Here is a 21,233-nt window from a genome sequence, read left to right as displayed (position 1 = left end):
TTCGGGCCGGTTCCGGGCCGTGCGGCACCTGCAACGGGGTGCGGGGGGCCTGGAGCGCAGGATGTTTCGGTACCGGCGCCGGGGACGCCGCCACGGGCCCGGAACGGCGCGGATTCCGCCGCGGGTCACCCGGAGTGGCGGTGTGGTGTGTATCACAGAACGGAACGTTCCGGGGTGGACAAATGTCGAGGCCTCCGGGGGCAGATGTCGCCCGTTGTCCGCGCTGAAACCCTAAGCTGGGAAGGTGCAGACGGCAGACGTGGAGCAGTTGGTGGAGCGGATGGCCGCCTCCCTTGGCCGGGCGCTGTCCCTGGAAGACCTCGACGGCGTCCTGCTGGCCTACAGCAGCAACCAACCCACCACCGACCGCGTGCGCGTCAACTTCCTGCTCAGCAAGAAGGTTCCGGCGGATGTCAGCAGCTGGCAGCTCAGCCACGGAATCGCCTCGGCCGTCCGTCCGGTGATCGTGCCCGCCAACGAGGAACTCGGCATGCTGGGACGGGTCTGCGTGCCCCTGCTCGCGCGGGGCTACCGCGTGGGGTACCTGTGGGTGCTGCAGGAGGCGGAGGAGGACGCTGCCGCCATCCTTCCGGCCCTGAAGAAGATCCGCCGGGAGCAGGACGAGCTCGCGGAAATGCTGCTGGACACCAACACCGCCGAGTCCGAGCACCGTCGGCGGCGGGAAGCGCAGTTCCTCCTGGCCTGCAGCGGCAACGAACAGGCCACCGAAGCCGTGGCCGGCTGGAGCGAGGTCCGGGGCCGCGGGCCGTGGCAGACGGCGACTGTCCTGCGCGTCCCGGATCCGGCGGAACGGCACACCCGGCCCCGGGACCCGGAGGAAAGGGTGTTGCTGCAGCGCATCTCGGCGCTCCAGGCCACCGTCGGGATCCAGGCAGCCCTCTTCAGCGCGGGCACCGAAACCCACGCCGTCATCCTGTTCAGCGGCTCGCCGGGCCGTGCCGCGAGTGCCGAGGTGCTGGACCGGTACCGGCACGAAATCGCCCGGCGCAGCGGCCGGCCGCTTCGGGAGGATGTGCTCGGCATGAGCGAGCCGTTCACTGATCTGCGCCAGCTGCCGGCCGCCTACCGGCAGAGCCGGCATGCGGCCCAGGCCGCGGCAGTGGACGCACCGCTGGGGCCGGTGGCGGACTACCGGGCCATCGGCATCTACCAGTTCCTGGGCGGGGCCAGCCGCGAACTGGCCCCGGTGGAATCCGTCCACTTCGGCGAGCTCAAGGACCAGGACCGCGCCGGTGAGCTGCTGCCGCTGCTGGAGATGCTCTATGACAGCGACGGCTCCATCCAGGAGGTGGCGAGGGAGCTGCACCTGCACCGCAGCAGCCTCTACAACAGGCTGGCGAGGATCCGCGCCGTCGTCGGCTCCGATCCGCTCAAGGGACGTCTGCGCCTGGAACTGCACGCCGCGCTCAAGGCGAACCGGTGGGCCGGCCGTCCCCGGCTCGAGGACGGCGGGGCTTGACTGAATCTTTGGGCATTTTTCGGTCCCGCTGGGAATGTGCTTGAGCGTTCTTGGGCATGGTGGGACGAAGCCGGCCGCTGGGGCCGGCGGTCTCATGCAGCCGGCCCAGCGGGGCACCGAACAGCCGGCTCGGAAACGGAACATGCACATGGCTCTGAAGCTCAGCTCCACCTCCGGGAAGATCGTCGCATCCCTCGCGCTGGTCGGCGCCGCAGCCAGCGTGGCCGGCCTTGGCACCTACGGCTCGTTTACGTCGACGACGTCGGCGGACGCCAAGGTGGACGCCGGTACGGTGAAGATCGACCTGAACTCCGGCGGCGGCTTCTCGATCAATGCCAGCGGCATCGTCCCGGGCGACAGCATCCAACGTCAGGCGACGCTTTCGAACACGGGCACCGCCGACCTCGGTTCCATCAGCCTGACGACGGTGGCCTCGACGTCGTCCGTGCTCGACACTGACACGACCAACGGGCTGAAGCTGCAGATCACCAGCTGCCCGTCCGGATGGACGACATCCGCGACCGGCGCCAACACCTGCAGCACCGCTCCGGTCACCGTTCTCGCCGCCTCACCGATCATCGGCTCGAACGTGCCGCTGCCGAACCTCGCGGCACTGAAGGCCGGCGGTAAGGACAACCTGCTTGTCACGGCGTCGCTGCCGGACACGGCAGGGGATGTGTTCCAGGGCCAGACGAGCGCGATCAGGTTCGACTTCGTCGTGACCCAGCGGGCCGCCGGGGTCCGCTAACCAGCTTCCGGCGCCCCGCCCCGCCCCCAAAAGAGCCGGGGCGCCGGAACCCATCGAGCTCAGCGCAGCGGCTCATCGAGCCGGGCGCAGCGGAACGGAGCAGCCCATGTCGACGACCGCGGAACCGGTTCGGACGCCTATCCCGGCGACCCGGGGCGTGCGCCTGCGCGCTTTCCGGCGTCGGCGGCGTGTCCGCAGGGCCGCCACGGCGGCCGCCAGCCTGGTCCTGGCCGTCGCTGTGGCGGCCTTCGGTTTCCTCGCCGTCGGCCCGCGCCTGTTCGGGTACCAGACTGCGACGATGCTCACCGGCTCCATGTCCCCGGGAATCAATCCCGGCGACGTCGTCGTCACCGTGGCGAAGCCGGCCGCCGAGGTGAAAACGGGGGACATCATTACCTACTACATTCCTGTGGAGGACCATCGGATGGAGACCCACCGGGTTGTCGAAGTGCTCAGGAACGCGGACGGATCGGTTGCGGTCCGCACCAAGGGCGACCATAACAACGCGGCCGATCCGTGGACGGCTACAGTCCAGGGGTCCAGCGTGGACGAGGTGGTCCTCGTCGTGCCTTTTCTGGGCCAGGCGATCAGGACGCTGCGCGAGCCGCTGGTCCGTGATCTCCTGCTTTTCGGAGCGCCGCTGCTGCTGGTGTCAGGCGGCCTGGCCATGATCTGGCGCCGCCCCGCCCGCGGCGGCCCCGATGACGGCGGCAGCACCGGCGACATCGCGGCAGGAACCCCGGCATGAGACGCGTTCTTCCCGCCGGGTGCCGGGCGGTGCTGCGGGCCCTGAGCACGGCGGCGTGCCTGACGGGCGCGGCCGCGACCCTGCTGGCCGGCGTGGCACTGCACCCCGCCGCGGCCGATGCCGCCTTCAGCACAACTGTCACCGCGCAGTCGTCGGTCGTGACGCTGCAGCTCGCCGCTCCCGCCAGCGTGGGGGCCGTCGTGAGCTGCCCCGGGACCGACGGGCACCAGGGCAGCTTCGCGGTGACGCTGAACGCCATTGCCCCCGTTCCGCGGGCTACCGGCTACCTGCTGACAGTGACGGACCCGGCGGGCCGCAGTCGCACGTTGGCCGTTTCCGCGCTGCCGGCCACGCTGAAAGTCACCGGCCAGAAGGGCATCTGGACCTACAAGGTCCAGGCCACGGTACAGGGCTGGGTAGGCCTGCCCTGGACGGCCTCCGCCTGCCAGTAGTGCCACGGCGGCGGCGGGTCGGGACCTTCTTCCCTATGCCCCTCCGCCGCGCCGGACGTGTACTTAAAGGGTTTTTCCGGCCGTCCGCGCCGGGCCCAGTGAGGAGAGGCAGCCATGGCTGATTTGATGAGACGCGCCCCGGAGATGTTCGATCCGATCCGCCGGTTCCTTGACGGGGACTGGGAGGCGGCGTCGATCCGGGTGGAGGAATTCGTTGACGGCCAGTCGCTCGTGGTCCGCGCGGAGCTCCCCGGCATCGACCCGGAGAAAGACGTGGACGTCTCCGTTGCTGACGGTGTCCTGCACATCAAGGCCGAACGCCAGGAGAAGTCGGAGCACAAGTCCAAGGACAGCTACCGGTCCGAGTTCCGCTACGGTTCGTTCACGCGCAGCCTTCCCTTGCCGCAGAACGTCAAGGAGGACGACGTTACGGCTACCTACAAGGACGGCGTGCTCGAAGTCCGCGCCCCGCTGCCGGCCGAAAGCGCCGCCGCATCACGCAAGGTGCAGATCAACCGCAGCTGACGCATTAAAGAATCCGGCGCCGGACGGCACGCCGCAGCGTCTCCGTCCGGCGCCGGTGCCCCGTGCAGGCGCGTGTCCGGCCGGCGCCCCCTGCGGCAACCTCCTCGGAGATGGACCTGGACGTGCATCACAAGCTGAGAGTGCAGGTTTACCTGGGCAGCGACATGGCCGCCGCCCGCATCGAGGTGCGCGGCTCGGTCACGCCCCGCAACGTCGTGGCGCTCTATGTCATCACCAGACGCACCAACGCCTTCGCGCCGGGAATGGAAGTGCTGCTCGATCTCAGCCGCGCCCGCGTGGACGCCTCGGTGCTCGACGAACTCTTCCGGGCCGCGCGCAACCAGCAGCTTCCGGCCGGCGTCGACCCTTCGCCTGCGCCCTGCTGCCTGCGGATCCTCGAGCCGGCGTCCTAGGTGTACTGAGCCGTTAGGTTGGTGACACTCGGGTGATGGGTGTGGTTCCGATGCCGGTGTGGATGCGTTCAGTGTTGTAGTGCTCGAGCCAGGGTGCAAGGGCTGTCTGGCGGTGGCTGCTGCTGGTGAAGACCTGCCGGTAGGCCCATTCGGTTTGCAGGGTGCGGTTGAAGCGTTCAGCTTTGCCGTTGGTCCAGGGGCAGTGGGGCTTGATGAAGCGCTGAACGGCTCCGAGGTCCGCGACGGCGGCGCGGCCGAGGAAACCCGCGGCAGTGACGCCCTTTTCGTCGGGGAGCACCTCTGCGTAGCCGATACGGGTGTGGTCATCGATAGCGACGTGGACGTAGTCGTAGCCGATCCCGCGGCCCTTGACCTTTTCGGAGCGGCCGTGTGCCCGCCAGCCGCCGCCGTCGGGGATGCGGCCGAGCTTCTTCACATCCAGGTGGACCAGTTCCCCGGGCCGTGAGCGCTCATACCGGTTCGCCGTGGCCCTGGCCGCGCGGATCGGGGCGCCGGTGAGCGCCGCGATCCGCAGCGGCCCGAACCGTAAGGTCCGTCGTGCGTGCAGAACGGCCTGCTCGCGTTCAGGTCCTGTGCGTCCGGGTGAGGTCCTGGGCCGGCTTGAGCGGTCCGATAAACCTGCGGCTCCTTCAGCCCGGAAACGGTTCACCCACCGGTAAGCGGTTTGCCGCGACACCCCCAGCTCCGCGGCGATGTGAGCGACCGGGCGGCCCGCAGCCACCCGGTCGATGATCAGCTGCCTTCCGTGAACCGTCAAACGGGCATTAGCGTGGGACATGAGGACCTCCGCGTGCAAAGTGTGTGAACTAGACAGCTCCACTTAGCCCGGAGGTCCTCCTCCTTTTCAAGCCCCCAAATGTCAACAACGTCCCGGCTCAGTACACCTAGGCGCCCGGATGCGGCGGTTCCGTCGGATTTTCGATCGGACCTTGGTCCAGACGGAACGGCGGATACTCGTCCCGCATCAGCGCGGTGTAGGCCGCGACCCGGTAGACCCAGCGGTTGAGCCCGATGACGAGCGCGAACAACGGACGCGGATACCTGGACGTGAAGAGCAGGCTCACGCCTGCAACCAGCACCAGCAGCCCAAGCAGCGACGGACCGGTGGAGCGGAGGTAGTCTCCTTCGCGTCCCCACCAGTAGGTCGAGCCGCTGGTCAGAATGCCGACGATGAGCAGATGGGGGATCGCCAGCAGCCAGGACTTGACCAGCACCAGCCCGCGGGAGAGCCGCTCGGGGTAGGGCACGTCGAAATCAGCCGGATAGTCGGTGCGGGCCAGCGTGAAGGGCGGGTAACGGTCGGTCCCCAAGGCCGAATAGGCATAGAAACCCACCCGCCAGGACCAGCGCAGCACTCCCACGTTGAAAGCAAACAGCCGGCGCGGATACCGGCCGGTGAAGAGGATCGCGAAGCCGGCGACGATGGTCGTGACGACCAATGCGAACCACAGGAAGAACAGCACGACCACATGCGGAATGGCCAGGAACCATTTGACCAGCCAAAGCCAGCGCGACAAGACCGGGTCCAGATGGCCGGTGAGCTCGGCAGGGTAGGGCCGCGCGTCGTGGCCGGGTACCCCAGGTGGCAGCGGCCGGACGTCGTAGCCGGGCAGCGGGCCCGGCCGGGAGCCGGGCGGCGGGCCCAGGGGTGCTCCGGTGTGGCTGCCCAGGCCCATTGCGCCCGCCACAAGCAGAGGCACGCCGATCAGGAGCATCACCGCAGCGGCCGCCAGGAGCCCTGCCGCCACCGGTCCGAGGAGGTCGGTGTGGAAGCCTGCCTGCAGGTCCACGGTCACACCCGGCCGGGCATTCGCATTCATCACGACCACCGCCCAGCTGCCCGGCTGCAGGCTGACGGTGATTTCCTGGGTGCCCGTGCCGGAGCTGGAGGCGGTCCAGAAGCTCTGCCCGGCCGGCGGAGCCGGGACGGTTGTCCCGGGCAGGTCGCGGTACTGCACCCGGAACGGGTTGAAGCGCAGTTCCGTGACTTCGGTATGGGCGACCCCGGAAAGATAGCGGTCGACGTCGGCTTGCGGCGCTATGCCGATGAAGACGGCGGCGCCCGGCGCCGGCGTGACGCGCAGGCGGATCCGCCCGACGTCGACCGGCGGACGCGCCGCGGCACCGCCCTCCATGATGTTCAGGCCCGGCGAGGTCAGCGCGTAGGAAGTGCTTGAAATCCGCTCGGTCGAGGTGCTGAAGTAGCCTGTGCTTCCCTGCACCGCAGCCGCGACTGCCGCGAAGGCGCCGCCCACGGCGAGGGCGAACCCGCCCATCGCCAACAGGATGCCCAGGACCAGCATGACCACCGATCCGGTGCGGCCGCCCCTGGCAGCGGGCGGACCTGGCTGGACGGTGCTCGTGGCGCTCATCTGAACCTGCCTTGTCGGCGTCCGGTGCGGCGGCCCAAAAAAGGGCCGCGGAACCCTTGCTTCTAAAGGTTCCGCGGCCCTGAAAAGCCCGTTAGAGGCGGAAGTCCCGCCGCGCGGGCGGCTTAGCTGGCCGCCGCCAGCCAGACATCGGGGCCGAAGACCTCGTAGTGGATGCGGCTGGCAGGGATGCCGGCGTCGAGAGCCTCGGAGCGGATCTTCTTCATGAAGGGCAGCGGCCCGCAGAGGTAGACGGACGCATCGGCGGGGATTTCGAGGCCTTCGAGCGACATGTACCCGGTTCGCGCGCCGGGCGCGGGGGTCTTGAGCCAGAGTTCGAGTTCGGCAGAGTCGAGCCGTGCCACGTCTTCGCGCATCTGCTCGCGCAGCGCCCAGTCCTCGAGCGACCCTTCGGCGTGCAGGACCATCACTTCGCGGCGGGAACTGGTGTCGGCCAGATGGCTGAGGATCGACGCGGTCGGAGTGCAACCGATTCCTGCCGAGGCCAGCACGAGGGGGGTGTCGCCGTCAGTGAGCGTGACGTCCCCGTAAGGATTGGACAGTTCAATGAGGTCGCCGACCTCGATGTCGCGGTGCAGCACGGGGGAGACCTCGCCGTGTTCATCCAGCTTGGTGGTGAACATCCTGCGCGATGTGGAGGAGAGCTCGCCCGAGAGCGAGTACTGGCGCACCTGGCGCACGCCGTCGGGCAGCTGGACCCGTACGCTCACGAACTGGCCCGGGGCGGCGAGGGTGACGGGTGTCTCGTCCGCAGGCTCCAGAATGAAGGTGATGGCGCTGGTGCCGGCAGCCTCCTTGACCACCACGCGCCACGGCGCCCACATGCGGTCGTTCGCCTGGCGGGCGTAGAGGCCTTTCTCCAGCTTGATCAGGGCATGGGCCATCAGCCAGTAGACCTCGCTCCAGGCGGCGGCGATCTCGTCAGTGATGACGTCCGCGAGTTCTTCGGCGATGGCATCGAAAAGGTGCTTGTACACGACGTCGTACTGCTCCGGAAGGATGCCCAGGGAGGCATGCTTGTGGGCAATGCGGGAGAGGATGGCCTCCGGCACCGTGCCCGGGTTCCGGACGAGGTGGGTGGCAAAGCCGGCAATGCTCCCCGCCAGGGCCTGCTGCTGGGCGCCGTCACGCTGGTTCGAGCGGCTGAAGAGGCCGTCGAGAAGTTCCGGATGGGCGCCGAAAAGACGCCGGTAGAAGTTCGGGGTAATGACCTGGATGCGGGCGCCCACGAGCGGCAGAGTGGCTTCGATGATGGCGTGCGACTTGTCCGACAGCACTGGGTTCTCCTAGCTGGAAGGGATGCAACACGCCAAAACTAGCACCGGAAATGCTGGATTAAATCCACAGTTCTACGGTTCGTAGAAGAGTTCCCTGAGTTGGCGCGGATCAGGCCGGCCGGCGGGTGAGCAAGTTCACAAACACCGGCCCCATCTGCTTCGGGTTCGGCAGCTCCGAGATGACCACATCGTCCAGCTCGCGGTAGAACGCTTCGCGGGCGCGCCGGAGAGCGGAGCGCAGCCCGCAGTCGTGGTTGAGCGGGCAGTCCCCGTGCGGGAACTCGCAGTCGACGAGGTCCTCGCGGCCGTCCAGCTGCCGGAGCAGCCAGCCTACGGTGGCGGTGCGTCCGGCGGGGCTGATTGCCGCACCGCCGGCCCGCCCCCTGGTCACAGCCACCAGGTCAAGGCTGCGCAGCTTCATGACAGCCTTGCTCACGTGGTTGTAGGGAACCCCCACGCCGTCGGTGATGGCCTGCGTGGTGAGCAGCTCGCCCTCCGGCGCAGCCGCCAGCAGCATCATGGCACGCAGGCAGACGTCCGAGAAGGCGTTGATTCGCATCCCCTAAGCCTAGGGGACGGCTCTCAGCGGGAGGTTTCCCCTAGCGTGGACAGGGCCGCCTGCAGGCGTCGGTCGGCCTCAGCGGCCACCTCCTGGATCGCGGGCTGGCCGCTGAGCTGGACCATGGTCATCGGGTCGATTGCCTGGACCGTGGTTGCGGTGTCACCTGCAGCGCGGCGGATGACGACGTTGCAGGGCAGGAGGGCGCCGATGCCGGAATCGGCAGCGATCGCGCGCTGCGCGAGCGGCGGGTTGCAGGCACCCAGAATGAGGTAGCTCCCGACGGCGTCTCCGGCCTCGGCTCCCAGTTTGGCGGTGAACGTGGCGTTGACATCGATCTCCGTCAGGACTCCGAAGCCTTGCGTCGCCAGGGCCTCCCTGGTCCTGGTGACGGTCTCCTCGAATCCGGCGGGAACCGTGATGGTGTGGGCGTATTCCATGGGACTTCCTTTCCTTGGGCTCTGGGTGTCCATGTCCAGATTCTTCCCGTCCGCGGTGGTTTGAGCCAGCCCCGCTGCGTGTCTGGCAGCGGGCCGCGGCGTTGTCCGGGACTTGAGCCTGGCATACCCCCTAGGGTATCTTGGAAGAGCGGTGTTACGGCACCGCCTGAGACTTTTGGAGGACACATCATGGACGTTATCGTCATCGACACCCCCCAGCTCGGGGACCGCAGCTACCTTGTGCATGACGGCGCAGTGGCGCTCGTCATCGACCCGCAGCGGGACTTCGACCGGGTCGAAGCGGTCGCCGCTGAAGCAGGCGTGAAGATCACCCACGTGGCGGAAACCCATCTCCACAACGACTATGTCACCGGCGGCTTGGAGCTGGCCAAGGCGCACGGCGCGGTCTACTTGGTCAACGCCGCGGACCCGGTGCAGTTCGAGCGCGAACCGATTGCCGACGGCCAGACCGTCCAGGTCGGCAGCTTCTCGGTCAAGGCCGTCGCTACGCCCGGGCACACCCACACGCATCTGTCCTACATCGCCTCCGACGGTGAGAAGGAAGCGGTGTTCTCCGGTGGAAGCCTGCTCTACGGCTCCGTCGGGCGCACCGACCTCGTCGCCGACGCGGACACGGTGGGTCTGACGCACGACCAGTACGCCTCGGTCCGCCGGCTGGTGGAGGAGGCAACCCATGACGCCTCGCTGTTCCCGACCCACGGCTTCGGCTCGTTCTGCTCGTCGGGTCCGGCCACCGGCGCGGGATCGTCGACCATCGGCGAGCAGCTAACCACCAACCATGCGCTGACGGACACGGACGAGGAACACTTTGTCCGCGAACTCATCGCCAATCTCACCGCGTACCCCTCCTATTACGCCCACATGGGGCCGGCCAACGCCGAGGGCCCCGGCCCTGCCGATCTTTCGGTCCCGGAGTCCCTGGACCCCGAGGAACTGACCCGCCGCCTGGACGAAGGCGAATGGGTTGTGGACCTGCGCCATCGCGTCGCTTTCGCCAGCAACCACCTGCAGGGCAGCGTGAGCTTCGAATACGGCAATGGCTCAAGCTTCACCACCTTCCTGGGTTGGGTCCTGCCATGGGACCAGAAGCTGACCTTGGTCGGCTCCCGCGAGGACGTCGAAAACGCCATCCGTGACCTGTCCCGCATCGGCATCGACTCCCCGGATGCGGCCGTTGGAACCGAGCCGCATGCACTGGCTCCGAACGCGCCCGTTGCCTCCTACCCGCGGGTGGGCTGGGAGTCCGTGCTGAAGGACCGTCCCGCGAATGAGGTGATCCTCGACGTGCGCCGCCGCGACGAATTCGCCGAATCCCGGATTCCTGGCGCCGTCAACATTCCCTTGCACGAACTGCTCAACCGCATGGACGAAGTGCCGGCCGGCAAGCTGTGGGTCCATTGCGCCTCGGGCTACCGGGCAGGCGTGGGAGCCAGCTTGCTTCAGCGCGCCGGTAAAGAGGTCGTGCACATCGATGCGGCCTTCGGTGACGCGGAAGCCACCGGGCTGCCCGTGGATAAGACCGCGCTGCAGGAAGCCTAGGCAGCGCAAGGGTGCAGGCTCCAGTCAGGAGCCTGCGCCGCGCCTCCCGCACGCTGCCCCGCTCGACCCTCATGGAAAGGATGACCGCGATGTCCCGCACCGGCTTGCACCCCGAGGAGAAGCGCTCCTTGGTCGGCATGGGCGCCGCGGTCCTGGCGCTGCACCTGGCCGGCTGGGGTTTGCTCTTCGGGTTCGTCTTGCCAGCTGTCAGTGCCGCCGGAGGCCACCCCGCGCTGCTGGCCGGACTTGCCGTCAGCGCCTACGCATTGGGGATACGGCACGCCTTCGATGCTGACCACATTGCGGCCATCGACAATGCGACCCGCCGCCTGATCGCGGCGGGCCGCCGCCCGATGACCGCCGGCTTCTGGTTCGCGCTCGGGCACTCGACAGTGGTCCTCTCTGCCGTCGTGCTGCTGTTGGCCGGGCTGGACGCCTTCGCGGGCAGCCTGGCGGACGAAGGGTCCGGCCTGCGGCAGACAACTTCGATCTGGGGCGGCACGGTCTCCGGACTGTTCCTCCTGTTGACGGGCGTGCTGAACCTTTCCTCGCTCAGGGGGATGGGATCGGCGCTAAGCAGTGCGCGCAGCGGACAGCTGTCCGAGTCCGAGATGGCTGGCCACCTGGACAGGAGGGGAGTGCTGGCCAGGGTCTTCCGCCCGCTCGCCCGGTTGGTTGACCGTGCGTGGAAGATGTACCCCACCGGCTTTCTGTTCGGGCTGGGACTCGACACGGCGGCTTCCATCAGCCTCTTCGTCGCCGGGGCTCTGACGCCGGGGCTTCCCCGGTACGCGGTCCTCGTGCTGCCCCTGCTGTTCACGGCTGGAATGGCGCTCTTTGACAGTGCCGACGGCGTGTTCATGAACCGCGTGTACCGCTGGGCTGCCATGGACCAGCGCCGGAAGATCTACTACAACCTGGTCGTCACGGCCGTATCGGTGCTCGTGGCCTTCTTCGTCGGGGCGACGGGACTGGCCTCGGTGGCAGCCGAGATGCTCGGCGTCAGAACGGGACCGCTGGACGTCATCGCCGCCGTGGACATCAGGTTCCTCGGAGTGGCCCTGGTGGTCTTCTTCGCCGCGGTCTGGCTCTTCGCCGCTGCAAGGGCACGCAACCGTGCCCTGCCGGTTTCGGCGCGGGCGGGTCGGTGAGCAGGTGGCTCAGGCCAGGGAGAGGAAGAGCTTCTCGAGGCGCTGCCGGTCAACTTCGCTGTTCTCCGAGCGGAAGCACTGCTCAAGCCCGGAGGAGATGATCGCGAAGCCTGCCCGGTCCACGGCTTTGGAGACAGCCGACAGCTGGGTGACTACATCGGCGCAGTCGCGACCTTCCTCAATCATCCGGGTAACTGCCGCCAGCTGGCCCTGGGCCCGCCGAAGACGGTTCAGGACCGGGCTCATCTGTGCTGCATCCAGTTCCACCATTTTGTTCTCCTCACATCGATAACCGACCAATAATACCCCCTTCCGTATCCGATTCGTTACCCCCGGGGGTATATGAAATACTTGGTGGCAAGCATCAGGCCTGCTTTCCGCCGCCAGGGCGAGTGCCCTGACCGACGGCCCGGGTCGCGCGGTTCCCTTGTTCCGCGCCGGGCCAGTATGGGTTCATCGCCCGTACACCAGCAGTAAACCCTCTGATATACCGAAAGTAGCTATGACGAACACCACCGCAACCGCCCCCTCTACCATCGACGCCGCCACCTTGAAGACCTGGACGGCAAACCACGATGACCTGATGGTGATCGACGTGCGCAGCGGCGCTGAATTCGACTCCCGCCATATCAAGGGCTCCTACCACGTTCCGCTGCCACTGCTGAGCGAGCATACCGAGGAATTCGCCTCCAAGCTGGGGACCCGCGTCGTCCTTGTCTGCCAGTCCGGAGCACGCGCGGAGCAGGCGCGCAAGCGACTCTCGGCGGCCGGACTGTCCGCCGCCGCCGTTCTTGAAGGGGGAGTGCCCGCGTACGCGGCAGCCGGGGGCGACGTGGTGCACGGCCGCAAGACCTGGGCCCTCGAGCGCCAGGTGCGGATGACCGCCGGCTCGATCGTCCTGGCGAGCATCCTGGCCGGGCGTTTCATCTCTCCGAAACTGCGGCTGATCGCAGGCGGGATCGGCGCAGGTCTTACCTACTCCGCGGCGACGGACAGCTGCGCGATGGGCAAGGCCCTGTCCTGGATGCCGTGGAACCGTTCTTCCAACGAGCCCACCGCCCACCAGGCGCTGCAGAACCTCGAGTCGCGCGCATGATCGTTCCTGCGCTTGCGTTCGGCGTCATCGTCGGTGGACTGCTCGGCCTCGTCGGCGGCGGCGGCTCCATTCTTGCCGTACCCGCACTGGTGTACGGGGTCGGGGTGTCGCTGGGCGCAGCGATCCCCAGCTCGCTCGTCGTCGTCGGGGCTTCCTCCGCGGTCGCGGTCCTGCCGCGCCTGCGGAAGGGAGTGAACTGGCGGCTGGCGCTCATCATCGGCGCCGCCGGCACCGCCACCGCCTACCTTGGAGCGGCGGTCAACCGAATGCTGGACCAGAAGGTCCTGTTGCTCGCCTTTGCTGCCATCATGATCTTCGCCGGGCTTCGGATGCTGCGCACCACCGAGGCCGTGGGCGGGTCCTGTGCGCTGCCCGGCGGCGGCGTGAACTGGCGCAGCTGCCTTCCCAAGGCCATCGTGACCGGCGCGGTGGTGGGCTTCCTCACCGGTTTGCTCGGCGTCGGCGGCGGGTTCCTGATCGTTCCGGCGCTCGCGCTGGTGCTGGGGCTGCCGATGTCCATGACGGTGGGTACCTCGCTGGTGATCATCGTGATCAACTCGATCGCCGGCTTCGCTGCCCATCTGGGTGACATGCACATCAACTGGGCGGTCACGCTGGCCTTCGCGGCTTCGGCCATGGTCGCCTCGCTGGTTGCGGGCAGGCTCGGGCAGCGCCTGTCGGACAAGGTCCTCAAGCGGGGCTTTGCCGGACTGGTCCTGCTCGTCGCTGTCTACGTGGCGGCGCAGGCGCTGCTGTCCTAAGCCGTGCCTCCCGCGGACGCCAGGAAAACAAAAGGCGCCGGCCGGAAGGAGGGTCACCCTCCAGCCGGCCGGCGCCTTTGGCGTCCGGTTCGGGCCGATCCCCTTTACACGCCTTACACGCTGTCACTCCCACCTCGGGCGGGCACCGCGCAGGCGTTTTCTGTGGTGGCCCGCTTCACGAAGGCCCAAGCGAGGAGCCCGATTGAGATGGCACCCAGAGCCGGCTGCAACGGAGCGAAGTACTGGACGGCGCCCGTGGCGCCCAGTGCCAGCAGGACGAGCTTGTTGCAGACAGGACAGCCGACGGCGAAAAAGGCAGCCAGTGCGCCCGCACTTCCGAACCTCGTCGATTTGTCCTTTTCGGTGCGCGGTGCACCGTCGACATAGGTCGCCGTCAAGAGCCCGCTGAGCAGTGCCGTCAGGCCTAGGACCGGGTAGGACCACCATGTCGGGGGGATCTCCCGGGAAAAGAACGGGGTGTCGATCAGGTCGGTGGGTACGGCAACTATCAGGAACGTTGCCGCAGCGGCCCCGGCCGCGGTGACCCATCGCCGTGCCGGCCACCGGGCCATCGACGCTGCCAACGGTTCGCTCACACTGCGGCTCATGGATCCTCCTCGATTGCTTCGGGCGCATTGTTTATGACGGGCGGGTTGCCGGCGGACGGCCGCGTGCTTCGCCCGCGCAGGCGGAAAGCAAAGATGGTGACGGCGAGCACCAGGCCGGCGGCCAAAGCGAACAGGGGATCCGAGAGACCGGATGCGGTCCGGCGTGCGCTGATTTCGAGCGCAAACTGCTGGTCCGCACTCAGAATCCCGGCAGCGCCGGCGGTGCCGTCGGTCAGCAGCAGGAGGGCGCCGATGCCGACGGAGAGCAGGCCGGCAGCGAGAGTTGCCCAGGAGTTTGACCAGCGCCCGATTTTCAGGCGCCGTGGCTTCAGGTAGCTTCGCCGCGTCGGCCCGAGGCGGTCCCAGACGGCGGCCAGAACGAGCAGCGGCACCACCATGCCCAAAGCATAGAGGGCCAGAAGAATGGCGCCGTAGAGTGCTGTTCCGCCTGCCGCGGCGATCATCAGGATGGACCCTAGTATCGGCCCTGTGCAGGCTCCTGCCACTCCGTACGAGGCCCCGAGAACGAGAACCGCCAGCCACGATGTGCCGCCACTCTGCGTGCCGGGCAGCCGCGGCCAGGACACCCCCGCGAGCTGCAGTACCCCGAGCAGGATGACTGCCGCGGCAGCGGCCGCAATCAGCAGTTCCCGGTGGGCGGTCAGGAGCCCTCCCACGATGCCGGCGAAGACTCCCAAGGGAACCAAGGTGGCCAGCAGCCCACCATAAAAGACCAGGGTGCGGGCGAGCAGAAGCCGGGTGGCAGAAAACGCATACGCGAAAAAGGCCGGGAGAAGCATCGCGGCGCAAGGACTCAGCAGGGTGAGGAGGCCGCCAAGGAACGCGCCGGCATAGCCGATCAGCATCAGTGTGTCCCGGCAGCCTTCAGCGCGGCGTCAATCTCCTGCTCGAAGAGGTCCAAAGGCTGGGCTCCCAGGATCGGGTGGCCGTTGACCAGGAAGGTCGGCGTGGCGTCTGCGCCGATGGAGGCCGCCTCCTCGGCGTCGCGCTGGACGGCGGAGGCAAGTTCGGACGAACTTAGATCCCTGGTGAATCTCGCCAGGTCGGGCACGCCAGCCTCGGTCGCCAGTCGCTTCAGGGTGTCCTGTGTCAGCGAGGCGTGTCCCCGCTCCGGAGCGATGGCGTAGACCTTTTCGTGGAACTGCCAGTAACGGCCCTGGTTCCCGGCAGCCCGTGCCGCCACTGCCGCCTGCACCGACTGGTCCCCGAAAACGGGCAGGTCACGCCGTTCAAACCGCAGCTTTCCGGTGTCCACGTACTTGTGCACAAGAGCCGGCAGCGTCTGCCGGGCGAACACGCCGCAGAAGGGGCAGCGAAAGTCCGAGTATTCAATCAGCACCACTGGAGCGTTGGTCCGGCCGAGCCCAGTGGGGTCCCCTGCCTTGCGGCGTGCGAAGTCCGGGAGCACGGGACCGGAGTTGGACGGTTGGGGAGCGGCGGCGCCCGCGGTGGCAGCGGGCTGCGGCCCGGCGGCCGAACCGCGTGGCAGGGAAGACAAGATCCCTGCTAAAAGAATCAGTACCACCGCGATGGAGCCACCCAGGGCGGCCGCATAGCCGCGGGGACGGGCGCGCTTCCCTGCGGGCGCTTGCGGGTCTGTTTTGGGTCTTGTCATAGTGGCCTCCCCAGCCAGGTCCGGATGACGGGTGCGGCACGCCACGAGGCACCGCACCCGTCATCTCCGCTCAGCGTCCGAAGAGACGGGCGAAAAAGCCGGTCTTGGTCGAGGCTTCGCCCTCGTGGCCGCGGCAGCGGTCCGAGCTCGGAACCCCGCGCATTACCTGGTCGACGTGCTGGCCGCACCCGGCCCACGTCGTCTTTCCGCACTTCTTACACGTCACTGCACGGCACATCCTGTTTCTCCTTCACGTAGGAATGATGACATCAGTATACCCCATGGGGTATTGCATGTCAGGGGTGCGGCTAGGTCAGCCCACGGCCCCGTGCAACCCGAGTGTCCTGAACACCGGGACCTTGACGAGGTCGGCGGCCACGGCTCCCGACGTGATGACCGCGGCTGCGGTTGCCACAACATGCAGGCCAACCGCTGTCATCAGCGTGCCCGTCCCGGCCAGGATGAACGCCCCCGCCACGTCCGCGGCGGAGGCCGTCAGCAGCCACCGCGCGGGGCGCCCGGCCCAGCAGCGGCCGCCGGTGCGGACGAGGTAGATCGTGAGCTGGCTGCTGAGCACGAGTATGAGAAAGCTGAGCGTCCTCAGCTGGTCAAGCCCGAAGCGCGGCCATACGTCCCGCGCCGTCCACAGGATGCCGATGGAGACCGCGAGCAGGGGAAGGGCAACTGCGAAGGCGCCGCTGATCAGCCGCCCGACGTCCCAGCGGTCAGGCGACGGTGCAGGTTCGGCCCGGTCCGTCGCGATGGCCATGCTGATGACGTCGTTGCCCAAAAGCAGGAGCGCCATCAGCAACGGGGTGAACAGGAATTCCCGCCACGCGAACACGCCGAAGGTGAGCAGCAGGGGCACCTCGATCTTCTTGACACTGACGTTCAGCGCATAGGTGAGCGACCGTTGGTGGATCCGGCGGCTTTCGCGCACCAGCTCGATGATTCCGGTCAGGCCGGAACGCGTGAGCACCACGCCTGCCGCGGACTTTGCCACGTCGGTGGCTCCTTCAACGGCAACCCCGACGTCGGCCTGCCGGAGTGCCGGGGCGTCGTTGACGCCGTCTCCCGTCATCCCGACCACGTGCCCGGCGGCTTGAAGCTGCTTGATCAGCTGGTATTTATGCTCGGGGAGGACCTGGGCGATGACTGCGATGTCGCTGGCGGTCCAGTCGTCGCTGTTCGTCGCCCCGGCTGTGACGGTCCGGCCGGTCAGCCCGATTTGCGCCGCGATGGCTCCCGCGGTCGCAGCCGTGTCTCCCGTGACCATGATGGTGCGGACGCCCAGGCCCTGGATCAGCCGCAGCAGTTCGGCAGCATCGGCACGCGGACGGTCTGTCAGCGCCAGGAGCCCGGCCTCCTTCCAGTGCCCACCGGGTTCCATGGCAGCCACGGCAAGCACTCGGCTGCCCTCGGTGGCCAGCTGGCCCACACGCGGGTCCGGGTCGGCGGCTCCGGTCAGCACCGCGATGGCGGCAGGGGCTCCTTTGGCAGCGCCGGCCAGCCCGGCCCTGGTGCGCAGGAACGCTTCCGAACGCTTGGTGGCCGGGTCGAAAGGCACAAACTTTTCCCGCGTCGCCGGCAGCCGGGCGCCCGTCCGTGCTGCGGAGAGAATGGCCAGATCGATTGGGTCCTGGGTTGCATCATCCGAAGCCGCCGCTGCCCACTGCAGGACCTGCGCCGCAGTCATCCCTGGTGCCGCCATGACGTGCTCGACAGAGAGGACATTGCCGGTGAGCGTCCCGGTCTTGTCCACGCACAACACGTCCATGGTCGAGGCTTCCTGCAGCACTGCGGGCCGTGACGTCAGGATGCCCACCCCGGCCAGGTGGCGGGCACCGAGGGCGGCCGCCACTGCGAACGCTGCCGGGAGGGCAACAGGAACCGAGGCCAGCAGAAGGACCACCGCGAAGGCGGCAATCTCGCCAGGGGCGGCCCCCGCCAGCACCAGGCGGACCGTACCGGCCGCGGCCAGCAGGACGTCCGCGACGATGAAGACCCGCACCATTCTCAGGACCACCCGCTCCAGGTGTGCCTGTGGGGCTGCCTCGCCGACCAGCTGCACCGTGCGGCCGAAGAAGGTGTTCACCCCCGTTCCGGTCACCGTGCCGGTCGCCTCGCCGCGCGCGACGACGGATCCGCTGTAGACGACGCCGCCGGGCCCCCGTTCGACCGGCGCGGACTCTCCGGTGAGGGAAGACTGGTCAATCAGCATGAACCCGTTCTCGACGTGAACGTCTGCCGGTGCAAAGTCACCGACCCGCAGGTGCAGCACGTCGCCGGGGACGAGGTGAACGGATGGAACGGTCGTCCACGCGCCGTCCCGCAGCACCCTGGCATCGATTCTCAGCCGTGAGCGCAGCATCTCGAGTACGGCTTCGGCCCGGTTCTCCTGGACCAGGCCCAGGACCGTGTTGAGCCCCAGAACCGACAAAATGATCAAGGCATCGGGATACTTGCCGAGCAGCAGTTCGAGCGCTGCGGTGAGCTCGAGCATCCAGGGGATGGGTGCCCACAGTTTTCCGGCGACCCTCGCGGCTGCCGGGACGCGCGCCGCCGGCACTTCGTTTGGCCCGATTTCGGACAGTGCCAAGGCGGCCTCGGCGGATGAGAGTCCGGCGGGTGTCACCGCGTCCCCAGGCAGCCGGGCGCCGGCAAAACCGTCACGGCTGAGTATCCGACGGCTGCGTATACCGGTCCCAGCGGGACAGCAGGCTCACGAGCGCTGCGGAAGACTCCTGGATGTTCTCGACCGCCTCGTAGCAAATGCCGCTGCCCTTGTCCTGGCACGCTGAAAGGACGGGCGAATTGCGCCATGGACCAAGTGCCGCGATGGTTTGGGCAACCAGCGGGCCGATGGCGGGCGGTGGTGGCGCCAAAGCGCGCAGCTTGGCGGTTGCGCCTTGGGCGCTCCGGGCGATTGAGCGGGCATCGCGGATGCACTCGGTGGACCGGGAGAAGTCGTCGGGGCTTACCCCCTCGGCCGCTTGGCTGCACTGTTCAACGCTTGCTTGGAAGCGCCTCCATGAGTCCTCATTGTCGGCGATGACCGCGGCGAATTCGTCGACGGCGGCGGTGGCCTGCGGCGACGCCGTCGACGCCGGCAGAGAGGCCGCCGGCGGCCCGGAAGCGTGGGAGGCCGCGGTGGAGCACCCCGACAGGAGCAGGACGGCGCAGGCAGCAAGCGGCAGCAATGGCTTCATGTGATCCCTCCGGTGAGGCGGACCCCGCGGCGGACGATGGACGACGCGGTCCATGATGACAGAGAGCTGTCCGGGCGAAAAGAGTAGCAGGGCCCGGCTTCTGATGCGCCCCGGTTCTCTTTCGCCCGGGCAGAAACGGTCATATGATGCACGGACTTCACCTTCGACCGGCGCGGGCACGCCCACCGCAGCCCGGGCGGGAAGTTCCTGATTTCGAGGATGGACCCATGAGCACACCCCCCCGGCTGGTACCGGTCACCGGATGATCCCGCAAAGCAGCAGTGGTGGGACGGCAGCCATTGGACGGATGCGACGCGGCAGGCGTCCGGACTGTCACGGCCGCGGCACAGCAAGCGGTGGCGGCTTGCCGTGGCGGCTTTCGCGTTGCTCCTGTTGGGGGTGGCCGGATATGCCGCCAGACCTCCCGGCGGCCCCGCTGCGCAAGCGGACGCCCTGCCGTCGTCCGTGCCGGAGCCGGCAGCGAGGGGCGCGGCGGCGCCCACCCCGGTGCCGATGAGCGCGCCAATGACGGGTGCCGCCGCATCCTCCTCGGCCGCGCTACCCACCCAGGTGCTGACGGGGACCGGTGACGCGGTCAAGCACCTCAGTCTTCAGGGCAACAAGGCCCTGATCACTTTTGAGTGCGGCACGTGTACCGGGAACACCATCCTGCGGACCAACGGCTTCGATACCCTGCTGGTCAATGTCATTGGCCCCTACAGCGGCACACACCTTGTCGACACGGACGGGACCAGTTCGACCTCGGTGCTGACCGTCACTGCGGATTCGCCTTGGAAGATTACTGTTTCGGACCCGGCCCTGCTCCCGCCGTCAGCCGGGCCCGTATCCGGCCGCGGTGACCAGGTGATCCACCTGACCGGCACCAGCACGGAAGCGTTCGTCACCAACAAGGGGCGAGCAGCATTCGCCGTCGTCGGAATCGGCGGCCCGATGAAGGATCTCGCGGTGGACGACGTCGGCAGCTACAAGGGTGTCGTTCCTCTTCAGGCGCCGGAGTACGTCCAAATTGAGTCTGACGGGACATGGACGCTCTCGCCCCAGTAGGGACCGCCTGCGTCGAAGCCCGGCCTAGAAGCTGAGGACGGTGAAGCCTTCCCGGGCGTATGCCTCGACCTCAGCGCCTGCCGCGAGGAGTTCGATGGGGCGCGAGGCGAATTCCTCGGCCAGGCCGAATTGCTCGACCTGACCGGAACAAGCGGTCGGTTTGACCCCGGAGTCGATGAGGTCTGCGAGCTGTTGGTCTGCCGCTCCACTGCCCGCGAGCTTCACTCCCGGGCCGAAAAAGAGCACGCGAACGTCGGCGCCGCGGTTCATTTTGAGACGGCTCGCCATAACGAGTCCGGGAATGCCGCGGTCCGGGGAATCGGTCAGGATCAGGAATGCAACTTTGGCGGGGATGGTGGATGTCATCAGTCGGGGCTCCTCGAATTGGTATTTCCCGCAGGGCTGCGGGCAACATGTCACACCTTACGCTCGGCTTTTACTGCTCAGGCGGTGGCCCTGATCTGCCGGGCCGTTGCCTCCGGACCGCCGGCCGCAGCGGCGTGCAGCTGGTACACGCGGCGGCGCCCTCCGGGTCGGAGAGCGCCCGGCCCTCCAGGTTTAGGCGTCCCGCGAGGGTTCCGGCCATGAGCGCCACGGACAGGGCCCCGAGAGCCGGCTGCACTGCCGAATGAAGGACCGCCGGACCCAGCCCGGAAAACATCTGCATGAGCAAAGAGTTCGGGTTTCCGGTGGTAGCCAGGGAGAGCCCGGCGAACCCGAAGAGCGGCCACCGGATGTCGCAGACAGTCGGCTCGGCACCTTCCGGCGCACCAATGTAGCTGCCCATCAAAAGACCTCCGACGGCCGCGCCTGCCGCCGTCAGCAGCAGGGCGGCTGCGTGGCCGGTTATGCCAGCGAGACCGAAGAGGTCGTTAGCGCCTCCGATGACGACGGCTGCCACAACGGCCACGGCTGCGGCGGCACCCCACCGGCCCCGGCTCCAGGCCCGCAGCACCGCCAGGCGTGTCATTCGCGACCGCTTGGCCGGAAGCACGGGAACGGACCCAACTGCGGCAAAGGGCCGGCTGTCCGGCGTCCGGTTCCCGGGGCCGGCTGACACGGCGCTACGCCCGCCCGGCCGGGACGACCGCCGG

At 68.0% G+C, this 21,233-nt stretch carries 24 protein-coding genes and 1 pseudogene; 12 read left to right on the top strand and 13 right to left on the bottom strand.

What is annotated here, in order from left to right:
• Positions 1 to 244: 244 nt before the first annotated feature.
• The 6 genes from KIH31_RS17650 to KIH31_RS17625 all read left to right on the top strand — a co-directional run bounded on the left by KIH31_RS17650 (position 245) and on the right by KIH31_RS17625 (position 4,366).
• Entirely contained in the window at positions 245 to 1,480 is a 1,236-nt protein-coding gene (locus KIH31_RS17650) for a CdaR family transcriptional regulator (protein WP_214428462.1), read from the top strand.
• 148 nt (positions 1,481 to 1,628) lie between these two features.
• Positions 1,629 to 2,228: a TasA family protein gene (locus KIH31_RS17645; protein WP_250546198.1), complete on the top strand. Its 600-nt coding sequence runs from the start codon at positions 1,629 to 1,631 to the stop codon at positions 2,226 to 2,228.
• A gap of 106 nt (positions 2,229 to 2,334) precedes the next feature.
• Positions 2,335 to 2,976: a signal peptidase I gene (locus KIH31_RS17640; protein WP_214428460.1), complete on the top strand. Its 642-nt coding sequence runs from the start codon at positions 2,335 to 2,337 to the stop codon at positions 2,974 to 2,976.
• Positions 2,973 to 3,428 (top strand): hypothetical protein, encoded by a 456-nt coding sequence (locus KIH31_RS17635; RefSeq protein WP_214428459.1) that lies wholly within the window; start codon positions 2,973 to 2,975, stop codon positions 3,426 to 3,428. Before KIH31_RS17640 ends, KIH31_RS17635 begins: the two co-directional genes overlap by 4 nt.
• Before the next feature lie 114 nt (positions 3,429 to 3,542).
• A complete protein-coding gene (locus KIH31_RS17630; protein WP_214428458.1) occupies positions 3,543 to 3,953 on the top strand; it encodes an Hsp20/alpha crystallin family protein in 411 nt (136 codons plus the stop codon).
• A 110-nt stretch (positions 3,954 to 4,063) separates the two neighbouring features.
• Positions 4,064 to 4,366 (top strand): hypothetical protein, encoded by a 303-nt coding sequence (locus KIH31_RS17625; protein WP_214428457.1) that lies wholly within the window; start codon positions 4,064 to 4,066, stop codon positions 4,364 to 4,366.
• A 13-nt stretch (positions 4,367 to 4,379) separates the two neighbouring features.
• Here KIH31_RS17625 and KIH31_RS17620 read toward each other — a convergent pair whose 3' ends face one another.
• The 5 genes from KIH31_RS17620 to KIH31_RS17600 form a co-directional block, all read right to left on the bottom strand.
• A complete protein-coding gene (locus KIH31_RS17620; protein ID WP_214428456.1) occupies positions 4,380 to 5,165 on the bottom strand; it encodes an integrase core domain-containing protein in 786 nt (261 codons plus the stop codon).
• A gap of 106 nt (positions 5,166 to 5,271) precedes the next feature.
• Positions 5,272 to 6,759 carry a DUF4389 domain-containing protein gene (locus KIH31_RS17615; RefSeq protein WP_250546197.1) on the bottom strand — a complete coding sequence of 496 codons (1,488 nt, stop codon included), beginning with the start codon at positions 6,757 to 6,759 and terminating at the stop codon, positions 5,272 to 5,274.
• Between the two features lie 122 nt (positions 6,760 to 6,881).
• Entirely contained in the window at positions 6,882 to 8,054 is a 1,173-nt protein-coding gene (locus tag KIH31_RS17610; protein WP_214428455.1) for a globin domain-containing protein, read from the bottom strand.
• Between the two features lie 109 nt (positions 8,055 to 8,163).
• The gene (locus KIH31_RS17605; RefSeq protein WP_214428454.1) at positions 8,164 to 8,613 is read right to left on the bottom strand and encodes an Rrf2 family transcriptional regulator; all 450 of its coding nucleotides are present in this window, start codon (positions 8,611 to 8,613) and stop codon (positions 8,164 to 8,166) included.
• A 23-nt stretch (positions 8,614 to 8,636) separates the two neighbouring features.
• A complete protein-coding gene (locus KIH31_RS17600; protein WP_214428453.1) occupies positions 8,637 to 9,053 on the bottom strand; it encodes a DUF302 domain-containing protein in 417 nt (138 codons plus the stop codon).
• Positions 9,054 to 9,242: 189 nt separating this feature from the next.
• On the opposite strand from KIH31_RS17600, the gene KIH31_RS17595 reads away from it, so the two are divergent.
• The gene (locus KIH31_RS17595) at positions 9,243 to 10,613 is read left to right on the top strand and encodes a rhodanese-like domain-containing protein (protein ID WP_214428452.1); all 1,371 of its coding nucleotides are present in this window, start codon (positions 9,243 to 9,245) and stop codon (positions 10,611 to 10,613) included.
• A gap of 89 nt (positions 10,614 to 10,702) precedes the next feature.
• Positions 10,703 to 11,764 (top strand): HoxN/HupN/NixA family nickel/cobalt transporter, encoded by a 1,062-nt coding sequence (locus tag KIH31_RS17590; RefSeq protein ID WP_214428451.1) that lies wholly within the window; start codon positions 10,703 to 10,705, stop codon positions 11,762 to 11,764.
• Positions 11,765 to 11,773: 9 nt separating this feature from the next.
• Here KIH31_RS17590 and KIH31_RS17585 read toward each other — a convergent pair whose 3' ends face one another.
• Positions 11,774 to 12,034: a metal-sensitive transcriptional regulator gene (locus KIH31_RS17585; protein ID WP_250546196.1), complete on the bottom strand. Its 261-nt coding sequence runs from the start codon at positions 12,032 to 12,034 to the stop codon at positions 11,774 to 11,776.
• Positions 12,035 to 12,266: 232 nt separating this feature from the next.
• On the opposite strand from KIH31_RS17585, the gene KIH31_RS17580 reads away from it, so the two are divergent.
• Together KIH31_RS17580 and KIH31_RS17575 are read left to right on the top strand one after the other, a co-directional pair.
• The gene (locus KIH31_RS17580) at positions 12,267 to 12,860 is read left to right on the top strand and encodes a rhodanese-like domain-containing protein (RefSeq protein WP_214428450.1); all 594 of its coding nucleotides are present in this window, start codon (positions 12,267 to 12,269) and stop codon (positions 12,858 to 12,860) included.
• Positions 12,857 to 13,621 carry a sulfite exporter TauE/SafE family protein gene (locus KIH31_RS17575; RefSeq protein ID WP_214428449.1) on the top strand — a complete coding sequence of 255 codons (765 nt, stop codon included), beginning with the start codon at positions 12,857 to 12,859 and terminating at the stop codon, positions 13,619 to 13,621. Before KIH31_RS17580 ends, KIH31_RS17575 begins: the two co-directional genes overlap by 4 nt.
• A 113-nt stretch (positions 13,622 to 13,734) precedes the next feature.
• Here KIH31_RS17575 and KIH31_RS17570 read toward each other — a convergent pair whose 3' ends face one another.
• From KIH31_RS17570 to KIH31_RS17550, 5 genes are all read right to left on the bottom strand, one after another.
• The gene (locus KIH31_RS17570) at positions 13,735 to 14,229 is read right to left on the bottom strand and encodes a hypothetical protein (protein WP_214428448.1); all 495 of its coding nucleotides are present in this window, start codon (positions 14,227 to 14,229) and stop codon (positions 13,735 to 13,737) included.
• Positions 14,226 to 15,095, bottom strand: a complete 870-nt coding sequence (locus tag KIH31_RS17565) for a cytochrome c biogenesis CcdA family protein (protein ID WP_214428447.1) — start codon at positions 15,093 to 15,095, stop codon at positions 14,226 to 14,228. The genes KIH31_RS17570 and KIH31_RS17565 overlap by 4 nt, the downstream gene beginning before the upstream one ends.
• Complete coding sequence (locus KIH31_RS17560; protein ID WP_250546195.1) at positions 15,095 to 15,748, bottom strand: DsbA family protein; 654 nt, start codon at positions 15,746 to 15,748, stop codon at positions 15,095 to 15,097. The genes KIH31_RS17565 and KIH31_RS17560 overlap by 1 nt, the downstream gene beginning before the upstream one ends.
• 430 nt (positions 15,749 to 16,178) lie before the next feature.
• On the bottom strand, positions 16,179 to 18,500 hold the full coding sequence (locus KIH31_RS17555; protein ID WP_214428445.1) for an HAD-IC family P-type ATPase: 2,322 nt from the start codon (positions 18,498 to 18,500) through the stop codon (positions 16,179 to 16,181).
• A gap of 34 nt (positions 18,501 to 18,534) precedes the next feature.
• Complete coding sequence (locus tag KIH31_RS17550; RefSeq protein ID WP_214428444.1) at positions 18,535 to 19,074, bottom strand: hypothetical protein; 540 nt, start codon at positions 19,072 to 19,074, stop codon at positions 18,535 to 18,537.
• A 252-nt stretch (positions 19,075 to 19,326) separates the two neighbouring features.
• Here KIH31_RS17550 and KIH31_RS18525 point away from each other — a divergent pair.
• Both KIH31_RS18525 and KIH31_RS17545 read left to right on the top strand, forming a co-directional pair.
• Positions 19,327 to 19,386 (top strand): annotated as a pseudogene (locus tag KIH31_RS18525) (hypothetical protein); the annotation flags it as partial.
• 213 nt (positions 19,387 to 19,599) lie between these two features.
• A complete protein-coding gene (locus KIH31_RS17545; RefSeq protein ID WP_250546194.1) occupies positions 19,600 to 20,139 on the top strand; it encodes a hypothetical protein in 540 nt (179 codons plus the stop codon).
• Between the two features lie 24 nt (positions 20,140 to 20,163).
• Here the strand turns inward: KIH31_RS17545 and KIH31_RS17540 are convergent, their stop codons facing one another.
• Both KIH31_RS17540 and KIH31_RS17535 read right to left on the bottom strand, forming a co-directional pair.
• On the bottom strand, positions 20,164 to 20,505 hold the full coding sequence (locus tag KIH31_RS17540; protein ID WP_214428443.1) for a DsrE family protein: 342 nt from the start codon (positions 20,503 to 20,505) through the stop codon (positions 20,164 to 20,166).
• Positions 20,506 to 20,575: 70 nt separating this feature from the next.
• Positions 20,576 to 21,109, bottom strand: a complete 534-nt coding sequence (locus tag KIH31_RS17535; RefSeq protein ID WP_214428442.1) for a hypothetical protein — start codon at positions 21,107 to 21,109, stop codon at positions 20,576 to 20,578.
• Positions 21,110 to 21,233: the final 124 nt, after the last annotated feature.

The sequence above is a fragment of the Paenarthrobacter sp. DKR-5 genome, from assembly GCF_018531425.1.
Lineage (GTDB): Bacteria > Actinomycetota > Actinomycetes > Actinomycetales > Micrococcaceae > DKR-5.
This window is presented reverse-complemented; position numbering and strand designations above follow the sequence as displayed.

Excerpts from the sequence above, each read along its gene's own strand:
- KIH31_RS17600 (WP_214428453.1), bottom strand. The coding sequence starts at position 9,053 with ATGGAATACGCCCACACCATCACGGTTCCCGCCGGATTCGAGGAGACC.
- KIH31_RS17630 (WP_214428458.1), top strand. The coding sequence starts at position 3,543 with ATGGCTGATTTGATGAGACGCGCCCCGGAGATGTTCGATCCGATCCGC.
- KIH31_RS17550 (WP_214428444.1), bottom strand. The coding sequence starts at position 19,074 with ATGAAGCCATTGCTGCCGCTTGCTGCCTGCGCCGTCCTGCTCCTGTCG.
- KIH31_RS17535 (WP_214428442.1), bottom strand. The coding sequence starts at position 21,109 with ATGACACGCCTGGCGGTGCTGCGGGCCTGGAGCCGGGGCCGGTGGGGT.
- KIH31_RS17585 (WP_250546196.1), bottom strand. The coding sequence starts at position 12,034 with ATGGTGGAACTGGATGCAGCACAGATGAGCCCGGTCCTGAACCGTCTT.
- KIH31_RS17565 (WP_214428447.1), bottom strand. The coding sequence starts at position 15,095 with ATGCTGATCGGCTATGCCGGCGCGTTCCTTGGCGGCCTCCTCACCCTG.
- KIH31_RS17580 (WP_214428450.1), top strand. The coding sequence starts at position 12,267 with ATGACGAACACCACCGCAACCGCCCCCTCTACCATCGACGCCGCCACC.
- KIH31_RS17640 (WP_214428460.1), top strand. The coding sequence starts at position 2,335 with ATGTCGACGACCGCGGAACCGGTTCGGACGCCTATCCCGGCGACCCGG.
- KIH31_RS17615 (WP_250546197.1), bottom strand. The coding sequence starts at position 6,759 with ATGAGCGCCACGAGCACCGTCCAGCCAGGTCCGCCCGCTGCCAGGGGC.
- KIH31_RS17605 (WP_214428454.1), bottom strand. The coding sequence starts at position 8,613 with ATGCGAATCAACGCCTTCTCGGACGTCTGCCTGCGTGCCATGATGCTG.
- KIH31_RS17540 (WP_214428443.1), bottom strand. The coding sequence starts at position 20,505 with ATGACATCCACCATCCCCGCCAAAGTTGCATTCCTGATCCTGACCGAT.
- KIH31_RS17575 (WP_214428449.1), top strand. The coding sequence starts at position 12,857 with ATGATCGTTCCTGCGCTTGCGTTCGGCGTCATCGTCGGTGGACTGCTC.
- KIH31_RS17590 (WP_214428451.1), top strand. The coding sequence starts at position 10,703 with ATGTCCCGCACCGGCTTGCACCCCGAGGAGAAGCGCTCCTTGGTCGGC.
- KIH31_RS17545 (WP_250546194.1), top strand. The coding sequence starts at position 19,600 with ATGACGGGTGCCGCCGCATCCTCCTCGGCCGCGCTACCCACCCAGGTG.
- KIH31_RS17570 (WP_214428448.1), bottom strand. The coding sequence starts at position 14,229 with ATGAGCCGCAGTGTGAGCGAACCGTTGGCAGCGTCGATGGCCCGGTGG.
- KIH31_RS17595 (WP_214428452.1), top strand. The coding sequence starts at position 9,243 with ATGGACGTTATCGTCATCGACACCCCCCAGCTCGGGGACCGCAGCTAC.
- KIH31_RS17645 (WP_250546198.1), top strand. The coding sequence starts at position 1,629 with ATGGCTCTGAAGCTCAGCTCCACCTCCGGGAAGATCGTCGCATCCCTC.
- KIH31_RS17635 (WP_214428459.1), top strand. The coding sequence starts at position 2,973 with ATGAGACGCGTTCTTCCCGCCGGGTGCCGGGCGGTGCTGCGGGCCCTG.
- KIH31_RS17625 (WP_214428457.1), top strand. The coding sequence starts at position 4,064 with ATGGACCTGGACGTGCATCACAAGCTGAGAGTGCAGGTTTACCTGGGC.
- KIH31_RS17620 (WP_214428456.1), bottom strand. The coding sequence starts at position 5,165 with ATGTCCCACGCTAATGCCCGTTTGACGGTTCACGGAAGGCAGCTGATC.